General features: G+C 42.1%; 10 protein-coding genes. All 10 read left to right on the forward strand.

The window, feature by feature from the left end:
- Positions 1-21: 21 nt before the first annotated feature.
- The gene (smc, locus tag PBF_RS07250; RefSeq protein ID WP_035328899.1) at positions 22-3,588 is read left to right on the forward strand and encodes a chromosome segregation protein SMC; all 3,567 of its coding nucleotides are present in this window, start codon (positions 22-24) and stop codon (positions 3,586-3,588) included.
- A gap of 72 nt (positions 3,589-3,660) precedes the next feature.
- Complete coding sequence (gene ftsY / locus PBF_RS07255) at positions 3,661-4,662, forward strand: signal recognition particle-docking protein FtsY (RefSeq protein WP_035328901.1); 1,002 nt, start codon at positions 3,661-3,663, stop codon at positions 4,660-4,662.
- 304 nt (positions 4,663-4,966) lie between these two features.
- The gene (locus PBF_RS07260; RefSeq protein ID WP_035328903.1) at positions 4,967-7,342 is read left to right on the forward strand and encodes a hypothetical protein; all 2,376 of its coding nucleotides are present in this window, start codon (positions 4,967-4,969) and stop codon (positions 7,340-7,342) included.
- On the forward strand, positions 7,339-8,274 hold the full coding sequence (locus tag PBF_RS07265; RefSeq protein WP_035328904.1) for an ABC transporter ATP-binding protein: 936 nt from the start codon (positions 7,339-7,341) through the stop codon (positions 8,272-8,274). Before PBF_RS07260 ends, PBF_RS07265 begins: the two co-directional genes overlap by 4 nt.
- On the forward strand, positions 8,271-9,119 hold the full coding sequence (locus PBF_RS07270; protein ID WP_035328906.1) for an ABC transporter permease: 849 nt from the start codon (positions 8,271-8,273) through the stop codon (positions 9,117-9,119). The genes PBF_RS07265 and PBF_RS07270 overlap by 4 nt, the downstream gene beginning before the upstream one ends.
- A gap of 173 nt (positions 9,120-9,292) precedes the next feature.
- Positions 9,293-10,918 (forward strand): hypothetical protein, encoded by a 1,626-nt coding sequence (locus PBF_RS07275; protein ID WP_235192220.1) that lies wholly within the window; start codon positions 9,293-9,295, stop codon positions 10,916-10,918.
- Positions 10,919-10,923: 5 nt separating this feature from the next.
- Positions 10,924-11,928: an AAA family ATPase gene (locus PBF_RS07280; RefSeq protein WP_035328910.1), complete on the forward strand. Its 1,005-nt coding sequence runs from the start codon at positions 10,924-10,926 to the stop codon at positions 11,926-11,928.
- On the forward strand, positions 11,928-12,794 hold the full coding sequence (locus PBF_RS07285) for a DUF58 domain-containing protein (RefSeq protein WP_035328912.1): 867 nt from the start codon (positions 11,928-11,930) through the stop codon (positions 12,792-12,794). The genes PBF_RS07280 and PBF_RS07285 overlap by 1 nt, the downstream gene beginning before the upstream one ends.
- 7 nt (positions 12,795-12,801) lie before the next feature.
- The gene (locus tag PBF_RS07290) at positions 12,802-14,574 is read left to right on the forward strand and encodes a vWA domain-containing protein (RefSeq protein WP_035328914.1); all 1,773 of its coding nucleotides are present in this window, start codon (positions 12,802-12,804) and stop codon (positions 14,572-14,574) included.
- On the forward strand, positions 14,558-17,335 hold the full coding sequence (locus tag PBF_RS07295) for a VWA domain-containing protein (RefSeq protein ID WP_035328916.1): 2,778 nt from the start codon (positions 14,558-14,560) through the stop codon (positions 17,333-17,335). Before PBF_RS07290 ends, PBF_RS07295 begins: the two co-directional genes overlap by 17 nt.
- Positions 17,336-17,431: the final 96 nt, after the last annotated feature.

Here is a 17,431-nt window from a genome sequence, read left to right on the forward strand (position 1 = left end):
GGAGACAGAGGGGGACCAAGGTTGTTTTTAAAAAGGCTTGATGTTATTGGATTTAAGTCGTTTGCTGAGCGGATAACGGTTGATTTTGTTCCAGGCGTCACAGCAGTTGTCGGTCCAAATGGAAGCGGGAAAAGCAATATAACTGATGCCATCCGCTGGGTATTGGGTGAACAATCAGCTAAGTCCCTTCGTGGAGCGAAAATGGAGGACGTCATTTTTGCGGGCAGTGATTCCAGGAGAGCCCAGAATTTTGCAGAGGTGACGCTGACGCTTGATAACGCCGATCAGGGTCTGCCGATCGAATATAGCGAAGTCAGTGTTACAAGAAGGGTCTACCGGTCCGGCGACAGCGAATACCTGATCAATAAGCAAACATGCAGACTTAAAGATATCGTAGATTTATTTATGGATTCTGGCCTTGGCAGGGAAGCTTTTTCAATCATAAGCCAGGGCAGAGTTGAAGAAATTCTAAACAGCAAAGCTGAAGAACGCCGGACGATATTTGAAGAAGCGGCTGGCGTGCTTAAATACAAGACAAGGAAGAAAAAGGCGGAAGGCAAGCTTTCTGAAACCCAGGATAATTTAAACAGGGTGAATGATATTCTTCATGAACTGGAAACCCAGGTAGAGCCTTTGAAAATACAGGCCTCGATCGCAAAAGATTATCTTCAGCAGAAGGAAGAACTGGAGAAAATAGAGGTTGCCCTTACAGTTTATGAGATAGAGGATCTGCATTCAAAATGGGAGCAGCTTTCACGTCAGCTCGAGCTGCATACGGAAGATGAAATGAAGCTCTCGGCAGTTATCCAAAACAAAGAAGCGAAAATGGAAGAGTTAAAGGATCATATTGCTGCAATTGATGAATCAGTAAATGATCTGCAGGATGTCCTCCTTCATGCCAGTGAAGAGCTGGAAAAGCTGGAAGGCAGAAAAGAAGTACTCAAAGAGCGAAAGAAAAATGCCAGCCAGAATAAAGACCAGCTTCATAGAAACATGAGAGAACTTACAATGAAGATTGCTGAGTTAAAAGAGCAGAAAGAAAAGCACTCGGCTCTCAGGGAAAAAGTGAAGACAGAAGCTGTTAAGCTTCAAAAAGCATTAAAGGAAAAGCAGGAGCAGCTCAAACTATTCAGTGAAAATACAGAAGAAAAAATTGAATCACTGAAAAGTGATTATATTGAAGTGCTGAACAGCCAGGCAGCTTCAAGGAATGAATTACAGAATATTGATCAGCAGCTGAGTCAGCAGGGTCAGCGCAGTTCAAGGCTTGAAATGGATAATGAAAAATATATTGCTGACCGCAAGAAAAATGAAGAGAAAAAACAAAAGATACAATCAAATCTGGAAAACCTGCAAAAGGAATTAGAAAATCAAGTTCATCTATTCCGAAATGAAGACCGCAAGCTTGAATCATTAAAGAATAATTATCAAAAGCAGGAAATAACCTTGTATCAGGCTTATCAATATTTGCAGCAGGCAAAATCGAGGCAGGAAATGCTTGAAGAAATGGAAGAGGACTTTTCGGGTTTCTTCCAAGGGGTAAAAGAAGTATTGAAAGCAAGAGGCAGCACGCTGAAGGGAATTGAAGGGGCCGTAGCGGAATTAATTCAGGTGCCAAAGGAATACGAAACTGCGATTGAAACAGCTCTCGGCGGTGCCATGCAGCATATCATCGTACAGGATGAACAGGATGGGAGAAGTGCTATTCAATTCTTGAAAAAGAATTCATACGGCAGAGCCACTTTCCTGCCGTTAAGTGTAGTTAAGGGGAAGAAGCTGAATACCGGGCAAATGCAATCGGTTCAAGGCCACCCTGCCTTTATTGGTGAAGCTGCTTCACTGATACAATTTGAAGGAAGGCACCAGCCTGCGATTGAAAACTTACTTGGCAATGTGGTTATTGCCCGTGATCTGAAAGGTGCCAATGAACTTGCGAAGCTGCTTCAATACCGTGTGAGGCTCGTAACAATGGACGGAGATGTGGTTAATCCCGGCGGCTCCATGACCGGCGGAGCTGTGAAACAGAAAAGTACTTCAATTCTTTCCCGTAAAGGTGAACTTGAAGAGCTGAAGTCCAGAATTACAGATATGGAATCCAAAACAGCTAATCTCGAAAAGCAAGTAAAACTGCAAAAAAGTGAAATTCAAAAACAGGATTTACGCATTGAACAGCTTAGAAAAACAGGTGAAGAGCTTCGTTTGATGGAACAGAAGGTAAAAGGAGAACTATTAGAAGCAGAGTTTGAAGAGAAAAGCATTAATGAGCGACTATCCCTTTATGATATGGATAAAGCACAGTTTTCGCAAGATATAGAGAGGCTGCTGGCAAGAAAAAGCGAGCTTGCAGCTTTATTGGATCAGCAGCAAAAGCAAATAGCTAATCTTGATCATGAAATAAAAGCATTAACAGAAAGAAAAAACACCCAGCAGTCTTCAAAGGAAACTTTAGTATATGAAATTAATGAGCTGAAAATTAGCTTCGCTTCCAAAAGTGAGCAGCTGAACCATGCTGAGGACAAGCTTGCCGCCATAAATTCTGAGCTTGTTGTTACCCGGGAGAAGCTGAAAACCGTTAAAGAAGATTTAGAATTGCTTTCATCCGAAATGACAAACAGCTCTTCAGGTGAACAGCATCTGGAAGAAGCAGCACAGCAAAAACTGCAGGAAAAGAATGAAACGCTTGAACTGATTGCGTCAAGAAGGAATGAACGCTTAAAGCTCCAAACATCTTTAGAGGATCTTGAGCTTGAGGCGAAAGAATTAAAACGCCAGCATAAAGGCCTCGTTGAAGTGCTGAAAGATGAGGAAGTTAAACAGAACCGGCTGGATGTTGAGCTTGAAAATAGGCTGAATCATTTAAGAGAAGAATACCTGCTGTCTTTTGAAGCGGCTAAAGAAGAATACCCCCTGCAGATTGAAATAGATGAGGCGCGAAAAAGAGTAAAACTCATAAAACTGGCTATCGAGGAACTTGGAGCTGTAAATCTTGGAGCAATCGAGGAATATGAAAGAGTATCGGAACGCTATGAATTCCTGCTTGAGCAAAAAACAGACCTTCAGGAAGCAAAAGATACTTTATTCCAGGTTATTGATGAAATGGATGTTGAAATGAAAAGGCGATTTGAAGAAACCTTCGAAGGGATCCGATTTCATTTTGAGGCGGTTTTCCAATCTTTATTCGGTGGCGGCAGAGCAGATTTACGCTTGACCCAGCCTGATGATTTATTGAATACAGGTGTGGAAATCGTTGCACAGCCGCCAGGCAAGAAATTGCAGAACCTCGGGTTATTATCTGGGGGAGAAAGGGCACTTACAGCCATTGCATTACTGTTTTCCATTTTGAAAGTCCGGCCTGTTCCATTCTGTATTCTTGATGAAGTTGAGGCTGCTTTGGATGAAGCGAATGTCCAAAGGTTCAGCCAATACTTAAAAAGATACAGTGCCGAAACCCAGTTCATCGTTATCACTCACAGAAAAGGAACAATGGAAGAAGCGGATGTCCTTTACGGTGTAACCATGCAGGAATCCGGTGTCTCCAAACTGGTATCTGTACGTCTGGAAGAAACCAGGGAATTAATTACTCAATAGCAGCTTTAATGCGGAACAGCTTGTAACACTGTTCCGCACTTATACATATTGCTTTTATAAGGAAGTGAAAACATGAGTTTTTTTAAAAAACTAAAAGAGAAAATCACCAAGCAGACAGATACTGTTACTGAAAAGTTTAAAGACGGGCTAACCAAAACGCGCGATAATTTTTCAAATAAGGTAAATGACCTTGTTTCCAGGTACCGTAAAGTGGATGAGGAATTTTTTGAGGAACTCGAAGAAATCTTAATTGGGGCAGATGTCGGTTTTGATACTGTCATGGAACTGGTGGATGAACTGAGAAGAGAAGTAAAACGCAAGAATATTCAGGATCCGCGCGAGGTTCAGGCAGTTATATCTGAGAAGCTTGTAGACATTTATGACAGCGCAGGCGAAACCTCGACAGAACTAAATATACAGACAGATGGACTTACGGTTATCCTGTTTGTTGGTGTTAACGGTGTCGGAAAAACAACGACCATCGGAAAACTTGCCCATAAGTTCAAAAGCGAAGGGAAAAATGTCCTTCTTGCAGCAGGTGATACTTTCCGTGCAGGAGCGATTGAACAGCTTGAGGTGTGGGGCGAACGTGTCGGAGTTGATGTCATTAAGCAGGGAGCCGGTTCTGATCCTGCAGCTGTCATGTATGATGCTGTTCAGTCAGCAAAGTCGCGCAAAGCCGATATTTTAATCTGTGATACAGCGGGACGTCTTCAAAATAAAGTCAATTTGATGAAAGAATTGGAAAAGGTGAAGCGCGTAATTGAAAGAGAAGTGCCTGGTGCACCGCACGAAGTATTGCTTGTTCTTGACGCTACCACCGGACAAAATGCCATGATTCAGGCTAAGACCTTCAAGGAAGCAACAGATGTTTCCGGTATTGTTCTTACAAAGCTGGATGGTACTGCAAAAGGCGGCATCGTTCTGGCAATCAGAAATGAGCTGGAAATACCTGTGAAATTCGTAGGTTTAGGTGAAAAAATGGATGACCTGCAGGAATTTAATGCAGAACAATATGTCTATGGACTCTTTGCCGACATAGTTGAAAAAGAAGCAGAAGAAAAGGAAGAATAAAAATATGACTGATTAAACAGCCTGAGAATCCGTTCTCAGGCTGTTTTTTATATTAAAGATAATAGAATGAAAATAAAAAATAGTTTAAATAATGCAATTAATAGTGTAAAATTACACTATAATGATGTTGTTCTTCATCAAAATTAACCTGTAAAACAAATTATTTTAATATCCTCAGGAACTTTTTGTCATTAAGCTGCGTCTATAAATCGAAGAAGTTATCAGGCTGGCAATAATCCTTGTTATAGAAGCTGCCTATAAATATAAAAAGCTAATACTTACGATATTTAAAGGGGAGATTGGGTTGCACGGTAAATTAAAAATAATCATTATGGTTTTATTCTGCTTTGTGTTATTGTTTCATCCATTCCAATCAGCAGAAGCTGCCGGTACAGGCATTAAAGTTACTCTCGATGAAGGCTTTGACGGAAAAGTAAAAAGAGGAGAGGGATTTCCTCTGCGTATTAAGATGGAAAATTCAGGTGACGCATTTAGCGGAGATTTGCTGATAAGTTACCATCCATCCTTCAATACCGGCGGTGCGGTTTCTGTAAAAGTAGAGCTGCCTGCCGGAACAGCTAAGGAATATCTGGTTTCCATACCTGGAATGACGGAGGACCACCCCTCCATGTATCAGAACATTCCATTGCTGACTCTTTATGAAGGAGATTGGGAAGACGGAAAAAAAGTTAGTTTTAAAGGAGAAAATACACTAAAGCCTAAATTTGTAGATATGGCTACTGAAGTAATTGGAGTTCTAAGTGAAAACTATGACCGTGTAAAAGAGCTTCGGACACTTCCTTCTAAATCGTTGCTTGAACTTAAAGAGGAAGATTTGCCGGATGATGCAACAGGGCTGGAAACACTCGATTACTTGCTTATTGATGAGTTTAAGGTTTCCCAGCTTAGTGAAAAACAGCAAAAAGCAATAAGGGACTGGATATTCAGTGGTGGAACATTGATTGCCGGAGGAGTACCAGATGCCAGCGGCTCCTATGGAAATTTATATTCACTGCTGCCGATGAAATCAGAAAATGAGGCATCCGCTCCAGTCAAATTCCTTCAGCCGGCAAAGGGAGAGGAGCCAAAATTTGATGAGCTCAATTTCTTCACTGGTTCGGTTGATAAGAGTGCAGAAGTTATTGCAAAAAGCGGTGATCTCCCTGCAGCGTTGAAAAAGGAGTATGGAAGCGGGACAATTTTGCAGACAGCTTTTTCACTGGGGGATGAGCCTTTAGCTTCATGGCAGGGATATGACACATGGTTTGAAGGCTATATGAAACAGGCATCAGGTTCAGGCAATGGATCAACCCCCTATTCACAGGATTATCTAGACCAGCTTTATTGGGAATTTGCAGAAATAAATGAATTCTTTCCTGCATCCAATTTTTCAGTCGGACAGCTTATTGGACTTTTTGCAGGCTATATTATTCTAATAGTGCCTGTGCTTTATTTTGTGTTAAGAAAGCTTGATAAACGAGAGCATTCCTGGTGGATCATTCCTTCTATAGCCATTTTAATGGGTGCAGCTGTCTTTGGAATGGGGGCAAAAGACAGAATTTCTCAGCCGCAGCTGAACCAGATGGGGATATATAAAGTGAATAACAATCTGCTTACCGGCTATCAGGCTTCAACCCTGCTGTCAAATAAAAGCGGTGAATATATCCTCTCTATGCCAAAAGGTGAATATAATGCTGTGGTTTATTCAAACAATTCCACGTCATCTGACCCGCTTAGAGGCGGAATTATGGCTGAAAGAGTAAAAAACAATGAGATAATTTTCCCAGAGGTAGAATATTGGTCATCCAAAACCATTTACGGAAAAGCTCAAACAGAAATAAATGGGAAATTGACAGCAGATATCACCCTTAAAGAAAAAAGATTAACAGGAACAATTCAAAACCAGAGTGACTTTGATTTTGAAGAATTATATATTTGGTCAGGAAATGAAGCAATTAAACTGGGTTCAATCAAAAAAGGTGAGACAATTAAATTAGATAAATCCATAAAACAGTCCCTTCTGAGCAGACCGTACGGAGGAACATTTAATGGAGGAAGTCCTGCCAATGGCCAAAATGATATTAATAGATTAAGAAGAGAAAAGCTTGAATATGCCTCCAATACATTTCTTCTGGGAGATGTTTCACAGCCAGTTCTTGCAGGAATTACAAGAGAATCTGTTATTGATGTAGCCATGAAAGGGAAGAAAGCAAAACAGAATAACACCAATCTGATTGTTCAGCCATTTGTGGCCAAAAATGAGTTTTCCGGCAAATTCACATTGAAGGATGGCATGATGGCAGCTGATTGGAATGTGATAAAGGGCCAGATTTATGAAAAAGGCATGGGCAGCACGAGTAGTGAAATGATGCTTGAAGACGGAGAATATGAATATTCTCTAAGCCTTCCAATGCAGCTGAAAGAGAAAACCTATAAACTGGAAGAAATTTCGGTTAGGATTAATAGCCAAAACGTACAGTATTCAATTGAAAACCATAGAACAGGAGAATGGCTCCCGATTGAACCAGATCAAAGGAGCTTAAAGCTGACAAGTAAAGATGACTTATCACAGTTTGTTTCAAAAGAGGGCCGATTTATTTTGAAGCTTATTAAATCCTCACAGGGAGATCCTTTCGTTCCATTGCCGGCTGTAACAATAAAAGGGGAGGTGGCGAAATGATTGAAATCATAGATTTAACGAAACGATATGGAAAATTCACAGCACTTGATTCCTTAAATCTTACTATTGAAAAAGGCAGTGTCTTTGGTTTTGTCGGACAGAATGGTGCAGGAAAATCCACAACCTTTTCCATTTTGGCAACCCTGCTTGCCCCAACTTCGGGATCGGCTTACGTAAACGGGTATGATGTGCAAAAGGATCCAAAGCTTGTAAGAAAGCAAATTGGGTATATGCCGGACTTCTTCGGGGTTTATGATCAGCTTAAGGCTGATGAGTATCTGCACTTCTACGGTGCAAGTTACGGTATTCCTTTTGCAGAACGCGAGAAGCTGATTCCACAGCTGCTCGACCTTGTCAACTTGTCACATAAAAGAGAGTCATATGTGGACCTTCTATCAAGAGGCATGAAACAGCGTCTCTGCCTGGCAAGATGCCTGATTCATGACCCTGAAGTCCTGATCCTGGATGAACCGGCATCGGGACTTGACCCAAGAGCAAGGGTAGAAATGAGGGAAATATTAAAAGAATTGAAAAGTATGGGCAAAACGATTTTAATATCATCACATATTCTGCCTGAGCTTGCAGAAATGTGCGATACCATCGGCATTATTGATCAGGGTAAACTGGTGGCTCAGGGGTCTGTTGCTGATATCCAGTCGCAGCTCAGAGGAGAAAGGCTGATTTTTGTAAAAGTTCATGGAAATCCAGAAAATGCCATCTCCTTTTTCGAAGATGATCCTAATATTTTTAAATTGTCTTTGCAGGAGGACGGGGTATCTTTTCAGTTTATTTATAAAGGGACAGCTGAAGAACAAACAGAACTTCTTAAAAGAGCCATTTTAAATAATCTGGCAATCACCAGCTTTGCTGAAGCGGAAACAGACCTGGAAGATGTCTTTATGGAAATTACAAAGGGAGTTGAGCTGACATGAAGAATTTAGTCGTTAATCCTGTACTGAATAAAGAATTTAAGCTCCGCTTCCGAAGCTTTAAAAGTTACCTCGGGGTCCTATTTTACCTCTTGGCATTAGGGCTTATCATTGTTGGTTTTATTTTTATTGAATCACTGTCAAACAACATGCAGGGATTTTTTAAACCGGAACAGAGCCGGACAATGTTTATGGTTTTATCTATATTGCAGCTTGGCTTGATTTTGTTTATTACCCCTGGATTAACAGCAGGGGTTATCAGCAGCGAAAGAGAGAGGCAGACCTTAAATATCTTGCTCACGACGACCCAAAGCTCCTCAAGCATAATATTAAGCAAGCTGATCTCTTCCATTTCATATTTAATTCTGCTGATTGCGGCAAGTTTGCCTCTTTATAGCTTTGTGTTTTTATTTGGAGGTATTTCTCCAGGCCAGCTGCTTACGACAATGGGATTTTATTTGTTTACAATTGTGGTTTACGGAAGCATTGGAGTCTTATTTTCAACGCTAATCAGAAAAACCATTGTCTCGATGGTTACCACCTATGGGGTTACTTTATTCTTAGCAGGCGGAACGGCTTTCCTTGCATTAATTTTTATGCAATTAACAAATGCATATGGATATACAGGGACTCAGCCGACGAATCCGCTGGCATATTTCCCGGCTATGCTCAATCCGGTCATTATTCTGATGAGTACCTTTGAGCCGGAAATGACCAATGAAATTACAAGATCAACAGGCATTGAATTTCCTTTGTGGATGTCATACTTAATTTCATACACTTTAATTTTCATTGGAGCTGTGCTGCTTAGCATAAAAAAACTCCGTCCCAATATGAAAAAGCGTTAGTAGGTTATCGCAGTCTAACGGGCAGTAAGACCCCCACTTCAAGACTAAGAGGAATCAAAGGAGGATAAGTGGGAGTCAAACTGCTCGTAAAGGCCAGATTGGTTCAACTAACAATCATTGGGGGATAAAGCCCCCACTGATTGAAGTTTCACTTTATTCGGGCAAATCCCCTGGTGAGGGGATTGCCCGAAATTTATAATAAGGGAATGATATCGGTGGAAGACCGCAATCAATATCTTAGACTCTTAAAACCGGTAAAAAGACAGCTCTTATTTCAGCTGATTGTTAAGGAATTTCAGGTATTCCTTTCTATAGCGGCTGTCTTGGCCTTATGTCTTATGGTTTTAGCAAGACTTTTCGTTATCCCATACCTGCAAAACTATTTCCTTCTGATTATATTGCTCTCAGCTATTTTCGCTGCTTTTCGAATTTGGAAGAAACGGCCTGACATAATCCAGGCAGCTTCATTGTATAACAGGTTTGTATCGGAAGACAGGGTCATTACAGCCTATTCTTTCCTTTTGGATGATGCTGTTCTGGCAAGATTGCAGCTTGCAGATGCAGTTAAGCATATGAAAATGGTACACCATCAGGTTTTAGGCAGGAAGAAGGTTTTCATTCACCCTAAACCTGTTTTAATGTGTTTGGCTTTTCTATGCCTGGCAGTACTTTTATACATGATTCCGGGAGAGAAAATGGATTTGGCGCAAAAATGGGAGAAGGAAAACAAGATAGTTGAAGAAGCAAAAGAGGAACTTGAGAAAAAAGCTGAGAAAGTAAAGAATCCTGAAGTCAAAAAAGCATTAGAGAAAGCGAAAGAAAAGATTGCAGAAAAAAAGTCAGCTGAGGAAGCTTTGAAGGAGCTGGCGAAACAAACAAAAAGCCTGGAATTAAAGGCAATCAAAGAAAAAGAAAAATCTCTGAGCCTGGAAAATATGAAAAACACCCTTGATAATAGCGGTTTAAAGCAATTAAGCCGAATGCTGGAGGAAAAAGATCTGTCTTCTTTTCGGGAAGAATTATCAAAGCTTGATAAGCAGAAGAAGGAACTAAGTGTAGACCAAAGCAATGCATTGAAACAGCTTACCGGCGGTGAGGAGACGCTGTCTGAAGAGGAGCTGTCAAAACTTATTGAACAGCTGGAGAACCTGTTGCAATCAGAAGGGCTCTTAAAACAGCTGGCTGCAGCTCAAAAAGCTCTTCAGAGTTCAGGGCTATCATTACAGCAGAAAATGGCTGCGAATGGAATGCCGCCGGGGCAGCTTGCATTTGCTCCTCCCGGGCAGCCGGGGAGCCAGGCAAATAATCCTAATACATCACCGCCTGTGCATCAGAATAATTCAAATCCACAAAGTAATCAAAATCAGCCCGGCAATAGCCGAAACAACGGAAATGGCAGCGGCTCAGGAACAGGTTCAGGCAGCGGCTCCGGCAGTGGCTCCGGAAATGGTTCGGGATCTGGTGCAGGCACAGGCTCAGGCACAGGGAGTGGTTCGGGCAGCGGTCTTGGAGGAGGTGCCGGACTCGGACAGGGATCCAGGGATCTGCTCACCATTCCATCAGGCATGGAAGGGAAGAGAAATATTGAAAATGATAATGGCAGTCTTGGACAGGGGACGCCAGGCCAGCAGTTTGAAGGGGAGGGTCCTGTATTAAAAGGAACAATCAGACCTTACAGTGAGGTATTTGGAAATTACGAGGCGTCATACAGGCAGAGTGCGGACCGGTATAAGCTGCCGGCTGATTTAGAGGAAATTGTTAAAAATTATTTTACAAGTATAGATCCTGACAAGGAGTGACTTCAATGTCCGTAACACAGGAAAAAGAACAGCAATTCGCACAAGCAGCAGATATTATTGCAAGAGTGAGAGAAGAAATTCAATCATTTATAGTTGGCCAGGAGGAAGTGGTCGAACAAGTATTATGGAGCATTTTCTCAGGCGGCCATGTTTTGCTTGAAGGTTTGCCTGGGCTTGGTAAAACGATGCTGATTAAGACTATTGCAGAAGTGCTGGATCTCAAATTTTCCCGCATTCAATTTACCCCTGATATTATGCCATCCGATATAACCGGAACGATGCTGCTTCAGCCTGATGAAGCAGGCAGGCAAACATTCAGTTTTCATAAAGGGCCCATATTCGCCAACATCATTCTGGCAGATGAAATTAACAGGGCAACACCTAAAACACAAAGTGCCCTGCTTGAGGCGATGGGTGAAAAAACGGTTACCATTATGGGTGAAACCAAAAGGATGGAAAAGCCATTTTTTGTTCTCGCAACTCAAAACCCGATTGATATGGAAGGAACTTATCCTCTGCCGGAGGCCCAAACCGACCGGTTTATATGTAAGGTGAATGTAGCTTATCCGACTCAAGAAGAATTAAAAGAAATTGCCCGGAGAACTACAGGTGTTCAAAAAACTCATTTAAATAAGGCGGCTGGACTGAATGATGTTATTGCTCTTCAAGAACTTTCAAGAGAAATACTCGTATCAGAGGATATCCTGGATTATGCTGTATGGCTGATCACAGCCACACACCCGGATTCAGAGGATGCGCCGGAAACAGTAAAAGAATATGTCCAATATGGCAGCGGTCCCCGCGGCCTTCAGAGTCTGATAAATATGGCAAAGGCAAGAGCATTGTGCTCAGGAAGGTTCCATGTTTCAATAGGCGACCTTAAAAATGTTGCCTGTCCCGTTCTGCGCCACCGCCTCATATTAAACTTTGAAGGAGAAGCAGCGGGGATTACGGCAGATTCGATAATTAAAGCTCTAATAAAAGAAAATTCCCGGGGAGATAAGAGCTGATGAACGGCCATCAAATCCTTCTTGGAAAGCTGCAGAAGCGTAAAATTGCTGTAAAGACCAGGAAAAGAGGGTTTCATTCAGGTTCCAGGCAATCCCATAAATTCGGATCTTCCATGGAATTTTCTGATTTCAGGGCATATCAGCCCGGAGACGATATCCGGCAAATAGATTGGAATGTCTTTGGCAGAACACAAAAACATTATATAAAACGTTTCCTGGATGAACAGGAACTGTCTATTGCTGTTTATTTGGATGCCACTTCATCAATGACCAAAATGGAAGCAAAATGGGAGTATGCCAAAGCGCTGGCTGCTGCTTTGAGCTTTATGGTTCTTTCTGGTGAAGACCGGCTCCTGTTTTCACCTGTTTCTTCAGATGGCTTACAGCCTATTAAAAGAAAAGGCTCTGTATACAGCAGGCGAACCTTTATGGAAATCCACAAAATTGAACCTCCAGCTCTGTCCAATAAATTTCTTGGCAGTCTTAAAGACACTCTTTCAAGACATCAGCAGCTTGCTGTAATAATAGCGGATGGCTTTGAGCCGCTTAAGGAATGGGAAAGCCTGTTTAGGAAGCTAAGAGGGCTGAAACAGGAGTTCTGGCTATTTCAGGTGCAGGCCAATGAAGAAATGACACCGTCGTATTCTGGAGATGTAAAGTTAATTGATAGTGAGACAGGGACCGCTGTAAATGTGAGCATGAGTCCTGCCGTCTTGGCCGAATATGAAAAGCGCCTAAAAGAACATAATGAACAGCTTGAGATTTTATGCAAACGGTATGGCGGCCAATATATCTTTGCCCCTGAAACAAGAGATCTTCAGACAGTTCTTTTCAGGGATCTGTATGCGAAGGGGCTGGTCAGGTGAGAACAAAATGCAATTCTTAAATCCTGCTTATTTTATTTTATCCGTTTTTATCGGAGCAGTTGTCCTATTTTATTTCTTTCGGAAGCAGTATACGGAAAAGACCATCTCATCCAATTTGCTCTGGGAGCAGGTGCTGAATGAATGGCAGGCTTCCCCTTGGCTGAAAAAGCTTCAGCAGAATCTGTTATTTTGGCTGCAATTATTGGCACTTCTATTATTGATGCTGTCTCTTGTGCGTCCATTTTGGCTTGAAAATTCTTTAAAAGGAGAACACATAATCATCATCACAGATCCATCCGCCTCTATGTCGGCTGAAAGCGGAGGGAAAAGCCGTTTTGAGATCGCAAAAGAGGAAATGCTTGGTCTGGCGGGCAAGCTTAATGGCCAGCAGGTAAGCTTAATTAAAGCAGGAGAGAAAAATGAGATTCTTTTAAGCCGGGAAGATGATCCAAATGCTATTCGAAGAACCATTGAGGGGCTTGAGCTTACTTATGAACATGAGAATATCGAAGAAGCCATTCTTTTGGCAGGCTCCTTATCTTCAGGAAAAGACACGGCTCTTCATATCTTTTCAGATTCAGCTGGAAAGAAAGATTTAATGAAGGAATTGGCCGGTCTATATACTGTGGTACATAATATTGGAGAGAACGCAGGGAATGTGTCGCTGCAGTCATTTGGGACAGCGGCCGCCGGTGATGGTATTTCAGCAGTTGCAGTGATAGAAAACCAGTCTTCTGGAAATATAGAGACAGGTTTCACAGTGAAATCTGAGGAAGAAGTCCTGTTTGAACAGAATCTATCATTAAAAGCAAATGAGGAGAAAACCGTTCAAATAAAAAATCTGCCGGAAAAACCTTACTACGAGGCAGCAGTCTCCATTAGTGATGGCTATAGTGCAGATAATCATGCAGCCTCTATTTACACAGACCCAAAACCAGAGGTTTACACTATGGGAGATGTAAATCCATTTGCTGTGAAGGGCTTTCAAACTATTGGTGCCGATTTGCTGCAGACAGATCCGGCTGCTCTCAAAGGTTTGGATATGAAAGGTGTCATTGTGGCAGAAGGAAGCACTTTATCGGAACTCCCGGAGCTGCCGATGATCTTTTTTAATACAAGCAAAGATAAAACAAAACTTGAAGAAGCAATTTCCGGGGATGATGATCGTCTTTTTGAATATGCAAACTTTGAAAAGGTGTATATCAGTTCTGCATCCTCCGTTCTGAAAGGAGAATGGGAGACTGTATTGAAAAGCGGAGATATTCCTTTAATCCAAAGGGGAATGCATAATGGGCAGCCAATTATTATCGTCAATTTTGATCTGTCCGACACAGATTGGCCTCTCCTGCCAGGTTTTCCAATCTTTCTGTATAACTCTTACCAGTGGCTATCTCAGCAATCAGATTTCCTCGGATATTTCAGCTCCGGAGAAGAAAGATGGATTAATATCGGCAATGGAACTGGAAGCTGGGAAATTTTCAATAATAAAGACGAAAATTTATACTCTCTTGATCTAAATAAGGAAACCTTTAAAGCTCCTATAATACCCGGAACTTACCAGGCTGTATCAGGAAATCAAATTTATTATTTTTCCGTCCTTCTGGATGAAAGGGAGAAAAGTGCAGGAACAGAAGAATCCTTCACACTGAATGCTAAATCATCAGAAAAAAGCAGTATGACCCAAAGGCCTAATGAAAGTCTCTGGTTCTGGCTGGCGTTAATAGCTTTAATCCTGATTGCTATCGAATGGGAGGTATATCGCCGTGGGCATAGAGGTTAAATATCCCATCCTGTTTCTGCTCCTGATTCCTGCTGTCTTGATCGTCTTTTTATTTATTCGAAATCACAGGGGAAAAGGAAATGAAAAATTCTGGATTGCAGTCCTGAGGCTGTTCATTTTCTCATTATTAATTATTGCACTTACTATTCCCCAGGTGGTTCTTCCGGTAAAGGGACAGACCGTCGTATTTCTGGCAGACCGTTCTGCAAGCATTGGCACAAATGAGGAAGCACTGGCCTGGATAGAAAACAGCATCAGCCACAGTAAAAATGACGATCAATTTGCAGTGGCCGCTTTTGGAAAAAATGCAGTGCTTGAACAGAATTTGGGCAGAAACCGTGAAGCTATAAACGAATTTAATGGGATGGCTGATGATTCCCAATCGAATCTCGAAGCAGGCCTGCAATTTGCTGCTTCACTCATTCCGCGGGAGTCTTCCGGCAGAATTGTCCTGATGACGGACGGGAATGAAACGGAGGGCGAAAGCCTGGAAGCTGCAGCAGTCTTAAAAAACCGGAATATCGAGATTGACCATGTGCCATTAAGAACAGCAGCAGGTGACGATGTATCAATCTCAGAATTAAACGTTCCTCCTTCAATATATTTAGGAGAAGAAGCTCCGATTACAATAGAAGTTACCAGCAATATTGCCAAAGAAGCTGATATCAGACTATCGGTAAATCATAAAGAAGTATTAAAGGAAACCGTTCAAGTAAACGAAGGGAAAAATGTTTATACGTTTACCCACAAAGCGGATACCACAGGGTTAACGGTGTATAAAGCAGAAATAGCTGCAGACCGGGATGCCTACTCTGAAAACAATACACTTCACTCAGTTGTGAATGTGAAGGGGACACCTAAGGTCCTGATTGTACAAGGAGAGGAAGCTGGTGATATTGCGAATCTCTTAAAAGGTTCAGGCCTGGATACAGACACCGTTATTCCAGAGAAGCTCCCGACCGTTCTCTCTGGTTATTTGCAATATCAGTCGATTATTTTTAATAATGTCCCTGCAACAGTTATCTCAGAGAAGCAAATGATCCTGATGGAGAAGGCAGTGAAAGAATTCGGCACTGGTTTTATTATGTTTGGCGGTGAAGAAAGCTTCGGGCTGGGGGGCTATTTTAAAACTCCGATTGAGAAGTTGCTTCCGGTGAATATGGATATCAAAGGCAAGAAAGAAATGCCTTCCTTAGGTCTTGTGTTAGTTATGGACCGTTCTGGAAGCATGGCAGGAAATAAAATTGAATTGGCGAAAGAGGCGGCTGCCCGTTCAGTGGAACTGCTGCGTGAAGAAGATACACTCGGATTCATTGCATTTGATGACCGGCCATGGGAAATCCTTGAAACCAAGCCTCTTAAGGATAAGAAGAAGGCAATTGAAAAAATCAAATCCATTACACCAGGCGGGGGGACAGAAATTTTTACTTCTCTGGAACAGGCATACAATGAGCTTGAAGATTTACAGCTGCAGAGAAAGCATATCATTTTGCTGACAGATGGCCAGTCTGCCACAAATGGAGACTATGAACTTTTAATCGAAAGCGGGAAAGAGAAGAATATCACTCTCTCAACTGTTGCACTTGGCCAGGATGCTGATAGAGGGCTGCTGGAAGAACTTGCGGGAATGGGTTCAGGCCGTTTTTACGATGTTACAGACTCTTCCGTCATACCGAGCATTTTATCTCGTGAAACCGTAATGGCTACGCGAACCTATATCGAAGATAATCCATTTTACCCAAGTATCCAGCCCTACCCGGACTGGTCCTCACTCTTTGAAAAAGGTGTGCCGGAAATGAATGCTTATATAGCTTCCACTGCTAAGCCGCGGGCACAGGTGCCGCTGTTAAGTGAAAAAAAAGACCCGGTACTTGCTGAATGGCAATATGGAATGGGGTGGACTGCGGCCTTTACATCCGACATCTCCGGCAAGTGGTCGGGAGAATGGGCAAGCTGGGAAAAGTGGCCGTCCTTTATTAATCAGCTTGTTACTAAAACCCTGCCGCAATATGAAAGTGAACCATATAGGGTTGATGTTGAGAACAAGGATGGTAGTACAGTACTCAGGCTGGAGTCTGCGGCAAGCATTACTTTGCCTATTGAAACATCCATCGTGTCCGAAACGGGTGAACAGGTAGAAGCCAATATGAGGCTTACTGCGCCAGGTAAGTATGAGGCGCTGATGCCTGAAAGTGCGGGAATGTATTTTTTAAATATTAAACAGACAGATCAGAATGGGAATGATCAGATTCATCAAACCGGTTTTACCATTCCTTATTCTGAGGAGTATTTGCAAAAGGGAACAAATAAAGAGCATTTGAAGTCACTCTCAAAAATGACTGGAGGCAAGGAGCTGGCGAGCGGAGAAGAAGCATTCCGGCCGCTGAAAAAACCGGCAAGCACTAAACAGCCAATCAGCGAATGGCTGCTTCTGGCTGCATTCCTGTTCTTTTTTTCAGAAATCGCAGTACGGCGCTTTGGTCTAACGGGTCTCGCAGCGGGAATTTTGAAGAAAAACAGAAAAGTAAAAGAAAAGCCGGATGTGCCTATGAAGATACCAAAACTTAAAGCTTCCAGAAAAAAAACGTCTCCTTCCGATCAGGTGCCAGTTAAACTTCTAGGGGAAATTCCTATAAAGGAAACATCGGAAAAAACAAAAACAAAAAAGCCAAACCGGCTAAAACCAGCATCAGAACCCTCGCCGAAAGAAAAAGAAGAACGGATGAAAAGGCTGCTGGATGCAAAAAACAGGAAGAAATAAGTTAAATCAGAGTTGAATGATGCCTTCAGCGCTTACCCGGAAATAGGTGCAGCCAGCACTGTAAAGATATTTTCTTGACATGCTGTGAAATTCTAT

The organism is Cytobacillus firmus DS1 (assembly GCF_000565285.1).
GTDB classification, from domain to species: domain Bacteria; phylum Bacillota; class Bacilli; order Bacillales; family Cytobacillaceae; genus Cytobacillus; species Cytobacillus firmus_A.